The following is a 13001-nucleotide window of genomic DNA, read 5'->3' on the forward strand; positions in this document are numbered from 1 at the left end:
CGGCTACCACCGGCTCGCCACCCGATATGACCGCTACGCCAACCACTTCAGCGCCTTCCTCACCCTCGCCGCCGCCCTCACCTGCTACAAGAAACTCCGCAAAACGGCCACATGAGACACCGTCTTAATCTGCCGATGTGGTGTTCAGCGGGGAGGAGCCGGCACGGCGTGGCACCGCGCCCAGCTACGACCAATGGCTGACCTGGAAGCACGCGGCCCGCGCCCGGGACCGGATGTACGCCCGGGAGGAGGCGGACCGCCCGCCGCTTCGCGCCGAGGACCTCGACTGGGGCGACCAGTACCTGCTGGAGTCGACGGTGGCGTTTATCGCGCCACAGGCGACCGAGGTCGTCACCGCGTTCTACAACGAGCTCTTCTCGCGGCTGCCCGGCCTCCGACAGATGTTCCCCGCGGACCTGTCGGTCCAGAAGGACCGGCTGCTGGCCGCGCTGCTCGCACTCGTCTCCGGTGGCGCGCAACCGGCGACGCTCATGCCGGTGCTCGAGCAGCTGGGCCGTGACCACCGCAAGTTCGGGGCACGTCCCGCGCAGTACCGCGCGATCGGCGGGGCGCTGATGGCGACCCTGTCGCGGCACGTCGGACCGCACTGGACGCCGGCGGTGGAACAGGCGTGGCTCGCCCGCTACGGCGCGGCGGCCGACGTGATGATGCGCGCGGCCGCCGACGCCGACCAGCTGCCACCGTTCTGGTACGCCTCCGTGGTCGGCCACCGGATGTGCGGCGGCGACGTCGCGATTCTCGCCGTCCGGCCGCGACAGCCGTACCCGTACCGGGCGGGGCAGTACGCGACACTCGAGTCGGCCAGGCTGCCGCGGGTGTGGCGCCCGTACTCGATGGCCACCGCGCCCCACCCGGACCAGGTCCTCGAGTTCCACATTCGGGCGGTCGGGCACGGCGGGTTGAGCGACGTGCTCGTCTCGTCGACGCCGGGCGACCTCGTTCGGATCGGCCCGCCTCAGGGCTCGGTCACGCTCGCGTCCATGTCCCAGCGGGTGTCGTTGTTCATCGCCGGCGGCACCGGCTGGTCCACCGTCAAGGCCCTGCTCGGCGAACGCGCTCGCGACAGACGCGTCCAGTCCGCCGCCCACCTGATCGTCGGCTGCCGCCCCGGCGAGCCGTACGACCCACAGTTCGACACGTTCGTCCGGCGGCTGCCCGACACCGGCACGACCCTCGTGCACAGCGCGGACACGCTGCTCGCCGAGCTGGCGCCGCACCGCCTGCCGACCCGCGACCTGGACGTCTTCCTGGCCGGCCCACCCGGACTGATCGAGGCCGCGACCACCGCGCTGTCGGCGGCGGGCGTCACCGGCCGGCAGCTCCACTACGACTCGCTGCTCCTCGTCTGACGAGCCCGCGGTCGTTCGGCCGTCGGGGCGGCGTTCCGTGGTGCGTTCGCAAACACTTCGTGAATCTCCCACCAAGTGGTTGGCGCCATGGCGACTGCTGTGACATGTTGACTGTCAGATGTCACAGTGTCGGATCCGCAACCTCGCACGGCGGAGGAGCTCAACGATGCGTTCATTACGAAAGGTGTTGGCCGTGGCCGCGGTGGCGGCCGGGGTCGTCGGTGCGCTCGGCGTCGCGGTCGCCGCGCAGTCGACCGACGCGGTGGCGGCACCGAACTTCCAGGTGCCGTTCAGGTGCGACGTGACGGTCACCGCGGCGACCTTCTCCGGGCACAACCCGGCCAACTCGGTCGACTTCCAGAAGTCCGGCATCACCGGCATGCCGGTGCTCGCGTCCGCGAGCGGCACGGTGTCGCGAGTGGACAACGAGGGCGGCGACAGCTACGGCCGGTGGATCGAGGTCAACCACGGCGGCGGCTACACCACGCGCTACGCCCATCTGTCGGCGCAGCAGGTGTCGGAGGGTCAGCGGGTAGCCGTCGGCCAGCAGCTCGGCAAGGCGGGCGCCACCGGCGGTGTCTCGGGTCCGCACCTGCACTACGAGCAGCGGCTCGACGGCACCGCGCGTGCGGCCGTGCTCGACGGCCGCAAGGTGCCCTACCCCGGGCACACCAGCTTCACCAGCCACAACAAGTGCGGCGGCGGCAGCTCGAACCCGCACAGCCCGGGCGAGGTCTGCGGGTCGGGCTTCTCGGTGATCGACTCGCACGCGCTGGGCAAGTCCGGCCGGATCTACCTGCTGTACAACGCGTCCAGCAAGAAGAACTGCGTCACCACGCTCAAGTCGACCTCGCTCGGCGAGAAGTCTCCGGTCTCCGCGACACTGCAGGTCAAGGGCGGCGCGAAGGCCAGCGACTCGGGGCGCTTCGCCTACTACGCCGGTCCGGTGTCCAAGGCGGCCGCCGCCAAGTGCGTGAAGTGGGGCGGCTCGGTCGGTTCGAAGTCCTACACGAGCCCGTACGAGCACTGCGGCTGACGGTCGCCCAACGCTGAAACGACGGGAGAATCCACGATGAAGGTACGAGTCGGGGGAGTGGCGCTGCTGGTGGTGGTCGGCTCGGCCATCTCCGTGCCGGCGATCGCGGCGTCCAATTCGGACGATGCACCGGCACCGGCCGCGGCGTCGGTGAACATGGCGGCCGTGGTCAAGGCCGCGCAGATCGACCCGCGGCGGCCGGACACCGCGCTGACGCCGGGCGCGAAGGACGGCGTGCTGCTGGTGGAGAAGGCGCTGGACGCGAAGAACCTGCTGGCGCCCTCGTACGTGGACGGCCACTTCGGCTCGAAGACGATCGACGCGTACGCCGCGTACCAGCGCAGGCTGGGCTACACCGGGCTCGACGCCTCCGGCCTGCCCGGGAAGACGTCGCTCGAGAAGCTCGGCGCCGGTCGCTTCACCGTGTCCGGCGCACTGTCCCCGGGCAAGCGGCTGACCTCGCACGGCGCCACCATGAACGCGCGTACCAAGGCGATGCTGGTCAAGGCCGAGCAGCTGCTCGGCCGCACGCTCACGGTCACGCAGGGCTCGTACAACCCGGGCGGCGACCCGGACTCGGCGGGCACCCACGACGGCGGCGGCGTGCTGGACCTGTCGGTGCGCGACCTGTCGGGTGAGCAGCGCACGAAGGTGGTCCGGACACTTCGGACGGTCGGCTTCGCGGCGTGGCTGCGCAACCCGTCCCAGGGCGACTGGCCGTACCACATCCACGCGGTGGCGATCTCCGACACCGACCAGTCGCCCGCGGCCCAGCACCAGGCCAGCGACTACTACCTCGGCCTGAACGGCTTGGCCAACAAGGGCAAGGACGACGGCCCGAAGGTCGAGAAGGTGACGTGGGAGGAGTATCAGCGCGGCTGACCAGGACCCCGAGGAAGATCCGGGGCGCCTTAAGGAAGATCCCGGAAGCGAGCACGCCGGTGCGGCGGGCACTGTGGTGGAGTGAACCTCTCCGACGCACGCGATCTGGCACGCGCCCACAAGGAGCTGCTCGAGACGGCGCAGCGGACCCTGTCCGACGCGGCCGACTCGCCGCTGATCGACCGGATCACCGAACATCTCGGCTGTCCGCTGACCGAGATCCCGAACGTGGCGCTGCATCTGCCGAGCTTCGAGCACGTGAACCTGCAGCGGGGTGTGGACGCCTACCTGGCGAAGCACACGCCGGACGCGACCTGGTTCGGCATCGCCGGCAACAAGGGCATGCTCGGGGTGACCGACATGCTGGCCGAGGCGATCACCGGCAGCCCGTACAGCGGCACATACCAGCTCGGCGCGGTCGACTACACGACGGTGCCGACAGGCCCGGCGACGTCGACGGAGGCGGTGCACCTGGGTCTGGTGTGCACGTCGGCACCTGACGGGAAGCCGGTGGTGCTTGCCGTGCAGGGCGCGATGGAGGACCACGGTGAGGAGCGTTGCCACCTGCAGCTGCTCGCCGCCGACCGCGTGACGGCGGCCGCGATCCGCCAGGAGATCGAGCAGCTGATGCGCGAGCACGACGTGTTCCGCGGCCAGGTGCTGGCCTACGGCATCAGCGAGCATCATGGCAACCAGCTGGTGACGTTCCTGCCTCGCCCGACGCTGCGGGCGTCGGACGTGGTGCTCCCGGACGGTGTGCTGAGGATGATCGAACGGCACGTGGTGCGCTCCGCGAGCCAGTCCCGGCTGTTGCGGAGCTACGGCCAGCACCTCAAGCGCGGCCTGCTGCTCTACGGGCCGCCCGGCACGGGCAAGACGCACACGGTCCGGTATCTGCTGAGTCGGTTGGCCGAGTCGACCGTCTTCGTGCTGAGCGGCGAGGCGATGTACAAGCGTCTGCGGGCGACGACGGCCCTGGCGAGGCGGCTGGCCCCGTCGGTGATCGTGGTGGAGGACGTGGACCTGATCGCGCACGACCGCTCACACACGGCGGACGGCAACCCGTTCCTGTACGAGTTGCTCAACGAGATGGACGGCATCGGCTCGGACGCGGACGTCACCTTCGTGCTGACGACCAACCGCGTGGAGGTCATGGAGGAGGCGCTGACCCAGCGTCCCGGCCGCGTCGACCTGGCGGTGGAGGTGCCCAGGCCGGACGCGGAGTGCCGCGAGCGCCTGCTCCGCCTGTACGCGGCGAACACTCCGCTGGAACTGCGGTCGGCCGATGAGGTCGTGGCGGCCACCGAGGGCGTGACGGCGTCCTTCGTCAAGGAAATGGTGCGCCGCGCGGTGCTGCGCCACATCGACGAGGGCGGCACGTTCGACGAGACCACGCTGCACGGCGCGCTGGCGGAGCTGATGGCCGAGCGACAGACCCTGACCAGGAGCATCCTCGGCGGCCGCTGACCCGGCGTTGCCGCTCGATCAGGGCCCGTCGCGGACTTAGGATGAGGCATGTCCGCACCGAGACCCCGCTGGTCGGTGTGGGTCGTCCTGGTGGCGGTCGCGCTGGCCGGGGGTGCGGTGGTCGTGACGGTGTCCGCGTCGTCGTCGGAGTCGACGGACACCACTCGCGCGCGATTACCCAGTACGGCGCCGGCCTCACCGTCGACCGCGCCGACGACGCCGACCACAGTGGAGAGTCTGGCCGAGCCGCGAGCCCAACCTCCCGTCGTGCCACCGGTTCCCGCCCGGCAGGTGCTCGCGGCGGCCGAGCGGGCGGCCGGGCCGGACATGTCGCTGGGAGTCGCGGTGCTGGACGTGCACACCGGCGAGCCGGCCGTGGGCCGCGGCGGTGCGCAGGAGTTCATGTCGGCGTCGCTCAGCAAGCTGATCGTCGCGGTGGACGTGCTCGACCGGCGGCGCGCCGAGGGGCGCCCGCTCGATCCGGCCGACCTCGATCTGATCGACCGCGCGTTGTCGGCCAGCGATGACAACGCCATGAACGCGCTGTGGGGCAGGCACGACGGCGCGGGCGCGATCGGCAGGGTCGCCGGCCGGCTGGGGCTCACCGCGTACCTCCCACCCGACTCGACCGAGACGTGGGGCGACACGGTGGTCACGGCCACCGACATGGTGACGATCTACCGGTACGTCCTGCGGGGCATGGCACCCCAGGACCGCGCGGTGATCGTCGACGCGCTGGCCAGCCCGAGCACGGTCGCCGTCGACGGGTTCGGGCAGCACTACGGCCTGCTGCACGAGGGCGCGTCGCCGCAGCGGTACGCCAAGCAGGCCTGGGTGCCCTACGCACCGGCGGGATACCTGCTGCACAGCGCCGGCGTCGCGTACGACGGCCGCACCGGCCACGCCTACGCGATCGCGTTGCTGTCGATCCAGCCGTACACCGACGAGCAGACCGCCCGAGACCGTCTGTCCACAGTGGCCGCGGCCGCCCTTGCCCGCCTGACGGCGTAGGCGAGGGGTGCGCCGCCCCTCGCGGCGCACCCCTCGCTCGGCCCCCGGTGCCGGTCAGCCGGCGCGCAGCTGCTCGATCGTGTCGTGGATCCACCGCGCCTCAACGGGAAGCGAGGTGTAGCCGGCGACCAACGGGTCGGTACTGTCGGAGCCGAGCGACAGCACGCCGGCCTGCCGGAAGCCGCCACAGCGGTCGCGCACGAGCAGCGGGCCGCCCGAGTCGCCGGGCACCACCGTCGAGTTGTCGCGGATGCCCACGGTGCAGATCGTCGTCGGCCCGAACGCCGGCGGGTTCTGGAAGATCTCCGGACCGCAGCCCGCCCTGTCGCTGAGCACCTTCTGACCGGTCTCCTGCAGCACGGTCGGCCGGGTCACGCAGGTCGGCGGGACCGGGATGTTGGTGCAGCCGAACCCGGCGATCGTGACATGTTCCCCGACGCGCGGCTCGGTCCTGGCCAGCCGGACGGTGGGGCTGGACTGCGGCGCCGCAAGCCGGACCAACGCGATGTCGTCCCGGTTGTCGCCGGTGGGGTCGTAGTGCCGCCCGATGGCGTGGCCGAGCGTGCCGATCTTCGGCGCGGTGGGCCAGTCCGGGATGTTCGCGCCGACCGTGGCGACGATCCCGCCCTGGGGGACCCCCGCGACGCAGTGCGCCGCGGTCATGAAGATGTCGGGCTCGATGAGCGTGCCGCCGCAGCGCGGGCTGTCCGGCGTGTTGGCGAGGCGCATCGAGACCATGAACCGGTACTTGCTGAAGTCGGCGTCGTGGCCCTTGTAGATCGCCTGCGCCGGGGCGGCGGCCACCAGCGTGCTCACCACGGCGACCAGGACACCCAGGAGCACCGCCCAGGCTCGGCGGGGTCTGACAGGCATGCGTTTCCTCCCTGCTACGGCAAGCGGTCGCCGACAAGGGTGCGGCGACGGTCGTCGGAGATGATGTGGAAATCGTGAAATCCCTGCCTGCGGGGCCGTCGGAGTGAAACGATTCTTGGTGGAGTGAACGATGACGGTTGAGTTCCGGGTGCTCGGTGATGTCGCGGTGTCCGTCGACGGGCAGGGTGTCGACGTGGGGCACGCCCGGCAACGCTGCGTGCTGGCCGCGCTGCTGGTCGACGCCAACCGCGTGGTTCCCGTGCCGACGTTGGCCGACCGGGTGTGGGCCGGGCACAGCCCGGGAAGTGCCCGCAACGCGCTTTCCGGCTACGTGTCCCGACTTCGGCGGTTGGTCACGGCCACCGGCGAGGCGCGACTGGCCCGGCAACCGAGCGGCTACCTGCTCACCGTCGATCCCACGGCCGTCGACCTGCACAGGTTCCGCCACCTGGTCGCCCTCGCCCGCTCGACACCGGACAGGTCCGAGGCGCTGACGCTGCTGACGGAGGCGCTGCGGCTGTGGCGTGGCGACGCGTTCGCCACCCTGGACACCCCGTGGCTCAACGGCATCCGCGTCGCGCTCGACGCCGAGCGGCTGGCCGCCGAGCTCGACCGCAACGACCTGGCTCTCGACCTCGGCCGGCACGCCGACCTGCTGCCCGAGCTGACCGCCCGGGCCGCCACCGACCCGCTCGACGAGCGCCTCGCCGCCCAGCTCATGCTCGCCCTCTACCGCAACGGCCGGCAGGCCGACGCGCTGCACCGCTACGACCAGCTGCGGCAGCGCCTGGCCGAGGAGCTCGGCGCCGACCCGTCTCCGGCGGTACGGCAGCTGCACCAACGGATCCTCGCCGCGGACCTCGCCCTCGCCCCGGTCCCCGACGCCGCCGAGGTCGTCCCGCGCCAGCTCCCGGCGCCACCGGCGGCCTTCATCGGACGGGCCCGCGAGCTCGAGCACCTGCACGCGATCCTGCCCGCCGGCGAACCGTCCACAATGGAAATCGCGGTCGTGACCGGGACCGCCGGCGTCGGCAAGACCGCCCTGGCACTGCAGTGGGCGCACCGGGTCGCGCCGCAGTTTCCCGACGGCCAGCTCTACGTCAACCTCCGCGGCTTCGACCCCACCGGCTCGGTGCTCGACCCCGCCGAGGCCATCCGCGGCTTCCTGCACGCCTTCGCCGTACCGTCCCGGTCGATCCCGGCCGGACTCGACACCCTGGCCGCGCAGTGGCGCAGCCTGCTGGCCGGCAAGCGGGTGCTGGTCGTGCTCGACAACGCCCGCGACGTCGAGCAGATCCGCCCGTTGCTGCCCGGCACACCCGGCTGCCTGGTCGTCGTCACCAGCCGCAACCGGCTTACCGGCCTGATCGCCGACCACGGCGCCCATCCGGTCACGCTCGACCTGCTCGACCATGGCGAGGCCCACGACCTGCTCGCCGCCCGCGTCGGCGGTAACCGGATCGCCGGGGAACCCGACGCGGTCAACGAGATCATCACCCGCTGCGCCCGGCTTCCCCTGGCCCTGACCATCACCGCGGCACGCGCCGCCATGCACCCGGCGTTCCCGCTCGCGAGCCTCGCCGCCGAGCTGACCAACGCCGATCCGCTCACCGACCTGCGTGCGGTCTTCTCCTGGTCCTACCAGACCCTCACCCCGGCGGCCGCCAGACTGTTCCGGCTGCTCGGCCTGCATGTCGGGCCCGAGTTCACCGCGCCGGCCGCCGGGAGTCTCGCCGGCCTGCCGGTCGCCGAGGTGCGCCCGCTGCTGGTCGAGCTCGCAGATGCCCACCTGGTCACCGAGCGCACCCTCGGCCGCTTCACGCTGCACGACCTCCTCTTCGCCTACGCCATCGAGCTGAACCAGGAACACGACAGCGGCGCCGAGCGCCACCGGGCGACCAACCGAATGCTCGAGCACTACCTGCACACCGCCCAGGAAGCCGACCGGCTGCTCCAGCCCGATGGCAAGCCGATCCGCCTGACCTCGGCCCAGGGCGGGGTGACCCCGCAAGTCCTCGCGGATCACGAGCAGGCGATGAGCTGGCTCGCCACCCAGCACCCGGTGCTGGTCGAGGCGGTGCGCAAGGCGGAGAGCGCCGGCGCCGCACCTGCGCTGTCCTGGACCCTCGCGACGTTCTTCGACCGGCGGGCGCACTGGCACACCTGGGCGGCCACCGGCGGCTACGACGAGGCGTACGTCCACGTGCGACGCGCGCTGGAACTGTTCGAGGCGCGGTGCGACGACGTGGGCCGGGCGAAGATGTTGCTCGCGCTCAGCTGGATCCGCGATCGGCAGGACCGCGTCGCCGACGCCATGATCCACACCCGGCAGGCCGACGAGCTGTACCGGGACATCGGCGACCGGCACGGGCAGGCGCGTGCCGCCAACATGCTCGGCTGGTTCGGGGCCAGGCTCGGCGACCCCACCGCCGTCGGCCTCTGCCGACGGGCCGTCGTCCTGCATCAGGAGGTCGGGGACCGCTACGGCGAGGCGGCCAGCTGGGACTCGCTCGGCTACGCCCACCACCTGCTCGGCGACGCGGACGAGGCCCTCGACTGCTACGGCCAGGCACTCAAGCTGCACCGCACCGTCGGCCACCGGTACGACGAGGCCTACGTGCTCGTCCACATCGGCGAGGCACACGCCGCCACCGGCGAGGACCACGTCGCCGCCGAGACCTGGCGGGCGGCCCTCGCCATCCTCACCGAGCTCGACCATCCCGACGCCGAACCTCTCCGCGCGAGGCTGGCGGCAGCCGGCGACCCACGCGTCGGTATCACCCGAAGGGGATGAGGCCGACCGCCTCGCGGGAGGTTGTAGTGGGTTCGAGCCTTCCGGGAGGAGCGAACCATGGGTGTCACGCTGCCGGCTTTCACGCCCCTCGAGGACAGTCTGTTCCTGACGCTCTACGCCAGGGCGCTGGACAACCGTCGGCCGAACCCCATCCTCGGCGACGCCATGGCCGACAAGCTCGTGACCGAGCTCGACTACGACTACAGGCAGCTCCGAATCGACACCAACCTCGTACTCAACGTCGCCCTGCGGGCCAGGAAGCTGGACCAGGTGGCCTCGCGGTTCCTGGCCCGCCACCCGGATGCCGTCGGGCTCGACCTGGGCGCCGGGCTGGACACCCGAGTGTTCCGCCTCGACCCGTCGCCGACCGTCGACTGGTACGACGTCGACTTACCCCTTGTCGCCGAGACCCGGGGACATGTGCTCCCGGCTCGCCCGAACGCCCATGTCATCGGCGCGGACGTGCGGGACGAGGGCTGGCTGGAGAAGATCCCCAACGATCGGCCGGCCGTGATCGTCGCCGACGGCATGATGGCGTTCCTCACCCAGGACGAGCTGGTGTCGCTGTGGAACCGGCTCATCGAACACTTCCCGAGCGGCGAGATCGTCTTCAACAGCTACACCCGCTTCGTCATCTGGGTGGCCAGACACGCCCGTGGCACCAAGTCCGTCGCCGAACTCGTCAAGTTTCCCGGCATGGACGACCCCCGCGCACCCGAAGGCTGGAACCCCAAGCTGGCGCTGGTCAAGGAGATCGCGCTCAGTCGGGAACCCGAGATCGCCGAGTTCCCACGGGCGCTTCGCCTGTACCACCGCCTGGCGGCCCGCAGTAACACCTGGTCACGCACGGGAACCATCGTCCTGCACTACTACCGGTTCTGAGAATTGATCCGGATTTCCTCCGGACCGATGTCGAACTGCCGACATCCGGTCCGACGTAGTGGTGACCCAACGGAAACCACAGGAGGAGATCCCCATGAGTGCCGAGGCCGGGACCGACCGCTCACGCTGGCTGGCGTTGTCCGTGCTCTGCGTCGGGATGTTGATGATCGTCCTCGACGTGACGATCGTGAACGTCGCACTGCCGTCGATCCAGCAGGACCTCGGGTTCTCGCCGGGGAACCTCGCCTGGGTGGTCAACGGGTACCTCATCGCCTTCGGCGGCCTGCTGCTGCTCGCCGGTCGGCTGGGTGACCTGGTCGGGCAGCGAAAAGTGTTCTTGATCGGGTTGACGATCTTCACCGTGGCATCGGTCGCGTGTGCCGGGGCCCAGTCCCAGCTCATGCTGATCGCGGCCCGGTTCGTCCAGGGGGTCGGCGGCGCGCTGACCTCCGCCGTCATCCTCGGCATGATCGTCACGATGTTCCCCGAGCCCAAGGAGCAGGCCAAGGCGATCGGCGTCTACGGCTTCGTCGCCTCCGCGGGCGGCTCGATCGGTCTGCTGGCCGGTGGGGTGCTGACCGACGCGATCAACTGGCACTGGATCTTCCTGATCAACGTGCCGGTCGGCGTGGTCACCGCGGTACTGGCGATCCGGCTGATCGAGGCGCGGCCGGGCTTGGGCCGTGGGCACGGTGTCGACACGCCGGGCGCGGCGCTGCTGACCGCCGGTCTGATGCTCGGCGTCTTCACGATCTCGCAGGTGGAGAAGTGGGGCTGGACCGCCGCCCCGACGCTGGTGCTCGGCGCCGTGTCGGTCGGGCTCGTGGTCGCCTTCCTGCTGCGGCAGGGCAAGGTCGCCAACCCGCTGATGCCGTTGCGGCTGTTCCGGTCCCGCGGCGTGGCCGGCGCCAACCTGGCCCAGGTACTGATGGTCGCCAGCATGTTCTCGATGTTCTTCCTCGGCGCGCTCTACCTGCAGCAGGTCCTCGGCTACAACCCGCTCGAGGTCGGGCTCGCCTTCCTGCCGACCACGTTCGCCATGGGCTACATGTCGCTTCGCGTGTCCGGCCCGCTGACCGTGAGGTACGGCGTGCGCGCCACGCTCGTCCCGGGCATGGTGCTGATGCTGGCCGGCACGCTGCTCTTCGCCCGGACCCCGGTACAGGCCGACTACCTGGTCGACGTCGTCCCCGCGCTGATCCTGGTCGGCCTGGGCGCCGGCCTCGGCTTCCCCGGCCTGATGACCATGGCGATGTCGGATGTCGAGCCGAGCGAGGCCGGCCTGGCCTCCGGTCTGGTCAACACCAGCGCCCAGGTCGGCGGCGCGATCGGCCTCGCGTTGCTGGCGACACTCGCCACCGAGCACACCACCGCCGAGATCGCCGCCGGCGAGGACCCGCTCGCCGCGCTGAACTCCGGCTTCCACGTGGCCTACCTGGTCGGCGCGGCGCTGCTCGTGGTGGGCATCGGCGTCGCCCTCGCCGCCCTGCGCAAGCCGACCGAGACCACCGCGGAGACCGAGGAGCTCTCCCTCGCGGAGGTCGCCTGATCGCTGGACATCGAGGGCGCACCCCGGGCACACCGCCCGTGGTGCGCCCTCGACCGGCGGGCGATAGTCGGTTCCGACCACCCGTTTCGCGGACGGTTCACGGTCACGCTCTAGGCTCCCGCCGCCAGGTTCATCGGAGGGAGTCCATCATGGGAAGAACGGTTCGCTCGGCGGTCGTCGTCGGGCTCTTAGGATTGCTGGCCGCGTGCGCGGAACAGGGCACGCCGGCCGCGGACGGGCAGGCGTCCGAAGCGCCCCAGGCCGCCACCGAAACAAGTGAGGCGGCGCCCGCCGCCGACTGCCCGGCCGGCACGTACCAGGTCGGGTCGATCACCGCGAAGGACAGCGTCGCCGTCGGCGGTCAGCAGGTTCAGGTGGCCGAGGTCAACGGGCTGACGCTGGCGTTCACCGAGGACGGCACCTGGGAGCTCGCCGGCGAGGGCGCCACGATCTCGGTCAGCGCCAGCGGACTCAACGCGAGCGCAACCCTCGACGGCACCGCGACCGGCAGCTACGCCAAGACCGGCGACACCCACGTCTTCACCCAGAAGTCCGCCAGCGGGCAGATCACGCTCGACCAGCCCGTCGCCGGGATCAACTCGATTCCCATGTCCGAGTTCGGTCCCGCCATCGCCCCGTCCGGCACCGCCACCATCACCTGCACCGAGACCGGCGCCACGATCAGCGCCGAGAACGCCTCGCTCGAGCTGACCGGCGGTGGCTCCGGCGGTTCCGGCGAAACCGGCGCCGCGCCGGCCGAACCGACCGAGGCCGAGCCGCCCGCCGGTGAGCCGGCGCCCGCGGTCCTCAACAGCTCCGGGCAGACCGCGTCCTACAACTGCACCGGTGGGCCGGTCACGATCAACGGGTCCAACAACAACCTCACCTTCACCGGCACCTGCGCGGCCGCCAACATCAACGGCGACAGCAACACGATCACCATCGCGTCGGTCCAGGCCGTCAACCTGAACGGATCGCAGAACCAGCTCACGTGGACGGACACCGAGCCCGCGGTCAACAACAACGGCCAAGGAAACACCATCAGCCAAGGCTGACGCGACGGCCCATTCCGGACAGGTCGGCGTCTGTCCGGTTGGGGTAATGTTTCTCCGGCGGTTCGGCGCACGCGACAACGCC

General features: G+C 71.0%; 10 protein-coding genes and 1 pseudogene. 10 read left to right on the forward strand and 1 reads right to left on the reverse strand.

Translation table 11 applies throughout. The annotated features are described in order from the left end of the window. From ACRDSK_RS14390 to ACRDSK_RS14415, 6 genes and pseudogenes are all read left to right on the forward strand, one after another. Nucleotides 1-115, forward strand: a pseudogene (locus tag ACRDSK_RS14390) (IS5/IS1182 family transposase); the annotation flags it as partial. A 22-nt stretch (nucleotides 116-137) separates the two neighbouring features. Next, nucleotides 138-1370, forward strand: a complete 1233-nt coding sequence (locus ACRDSK_RS14395; RefSeq protein ID WP_431441217.1) for a globin domain-containing protein — start codon at nucleotides 138-140, stop codon at nucleotides 1368-1370. A gap of 166 nt (nucleotides 1371-1536) precedes the next feature. Then, complete coding sequence (locus tag ACRDSK_RS14400; protein ID WP_431441219.1) at nucleotides 1537-2406, forward strand: M23 family metallopeptidase; 870 nt, start codon at nucleotides 1537-1539, stop codon at nucleotides 2404-2406. 36 nt (nucleotides 2407-2442) lie between these two features. Next, nucleotides 2443-3288: a peptidoglycan-binding domain-containing protein gene (locus ACRDSK_RS14405; protein ID WP_431441221.1), complete on the forward strand. Its 846-nt coding sequence runs from the start codon at nucleotides 2443-2445 to the stop codon at nucleotides 3286-3288. Nucleotides 3289-3369: 81 nt separating this feature from the next. Further along, complete coding sequence (locus ACRDSK_RS14410) at nucleotides 3370-4755, forward strand: AAA family ATPase (protein ID WP_431441222.1); 1386 nt, start codon at nucleotides 3370-3372, stop codon at nucleotides 4753-4755. A gap of 48 nt (nucleotides 4756-4803) precedes the next feature. Continuing rightward, nucleotides 4804-5766 carry a serine hydrolase gene (locus ACRDSK_RS14415; RefSeq protein ID WP_431441225.1) on the forward strand — a complete coding sequence of 321 codons (963 nt, stop codon included), beginning with the start codon at nucleotides 4804-4806 and terminating at the stop codon, nucleotides 5764-5766. Nucleotides 5767-5820: 54 nt separating this feature from the next. Here the strand turns inward: ACRDSK_RS14415 and ACRDSK_RS14420 are convergent, their stop codons facing one another. Then, nucleotides 5821-6639 carry a S1 family peptidase gene (locus ACRDSK_RS14420; protein WP_431441227.1) on the reverse strand — a complete coding sequence of 273 codons (819 nt, stop codon included), beginning with the start codon at nucleotides 6637-6639 and terminating at the stop codon, nucleotides 5821-5823. Between the two features lie 130 nt (nucleotides 6640-6769). Here ACRDSK_RS14420 and ACRDSK_RS14425 point away from each other — a divergent pair, with 130 nt between their 5' ends. The 4 genes from ACRDSK_RS14425 to ACRDSK_RS14440 all read left to right on the forward strand — a co-directional run bounded on the left by ACRDSK_RS14425 (nucleotide 6770) and on the right by ACRDSK_RS14440 (nucleotide 12919). Then, nucleotides 6770-9433 (forward strand): BTAD domain-containing putative transcriptional regulator, encoded by a 2664-nt coding sequence (locus tag ACRDSK_RS14425; protein WP_431441229.1) that lies wholly within the window; start codon nucleotides 6770-6772, stop codon nucleotides 9431-9433. A 57-nt stretch (nucleotides 9434-9490) separates the two neighbouring features. Next, nucleotides 9491-10315, forward strand: a complete 825-nt coding sequence (locus tag ACRDSK_RS14430; protein WP_431441230.1) for a class I SAM-dependent methyltransferase — start codon at nucleotides 9491-9493, stop codon at nucleotides 10313-10315. Between the two features lie 94 nt (nucleotides 10316-10409). Continuing rightward, entirely contained in the window at nucleotides 10410-11864 is a 1455-nt protein-coding gene (locus tag ACRDSK_RS14435) for a DHA2 family efflux MFS transporter permease subunit (protein WP_431441232.1), read from the forward strand. Nucleotides 11865-12013: 149 nt separating this feature from the next. Continuing rightward, nucleotides 12014-12919 carry a DUF3060 domain-containing protein gene (locus ACRDSK_RS14440; RefSeq protein ID WP_431441233.1) on the forward strand — a complete coding sequence of 302 codons (906 nt, stop codon included), beginning with the start codon at nucleotides 12014-12016 and terminating at the stop codon, nucleotides 12917-12919. Nucleotides 12920-13001 lie beyond the last annotated feature (82 nt).

This window comes from Actinophytocola sp. (genome assembly GCF_050699915.1).
GTDB lineage: Bacteria > Actinomycetota > Actinomycetes > Mycobacteriales > Pseudonocardiaceae > Actinophytocola.

What these genes read in the sequence shown, in the direction of transcription:
- ACRDSK_RS14405 (WP_431441221.1), top strand. Translation starts at nt 2,443, where the DNA reads ATGAAGGTACGAGTCGGGGGAGTGGCGCTGCTGGTGGTGGTCGGCTCG.
- ACRDSK_RS14435 (WP_431441232.1), top strand. Translation starts at nt 10,410, where the DNA reads ATGAGTGCCGAGGCCGGGACCGACCGCTCACGCTGGCTGGCGTTGTCC.
- ACRDSK_RS14425 (WP_431441229.1), top strand. Translation starts at nt 6,770, where the DNA reads ATGACGGTTGAGTTCCGGGTGCTCGGTGATGTCGCGGTGTCCGTCGAC.
- ACRDSK_RS14430 (WP_431441230.1), top strand. Translation starts at nt 9,491, where the DNA reads ATGGGTGTCACGCTGCCGGCTTTCACGCCCCTCGAGGACAGTCTGTTC.
- ACRDSK_RS14420 (WP_431441227.1), bottom strand. Translation starts at nt 6,639, where the DNA reads ATGCCTGTCAGACCCCGCCGAGCCTGGGCGGTGCTCCTGGGTGTCCTG.
- ACRDSK_RS14440 (WP_431441233.1), top strand. Translation starts at nt 12,014, where the DNA reads ATGGGAAGAACGGTTCGCTCGGCGGTCGTCGTCGGGCTCTTAGGATTG.
- ACRDSK_RS14415 (WP_431441225.1), top strand. Translation starts at nt 4,804, where the DNA reads ATGTCCGCACCGAGACCCCGCTGGTCGGTGTGGGTCGTCCTGGTGGCG.
- ACRDSK_RS14400 (WP_431441219.1), top strand. Translation starts at nt 1,537, where the DNA reads ATGCGTTCATTACGAAAGGTGTTGGCCGTGGCCGCGGTGGCGGCCGGG.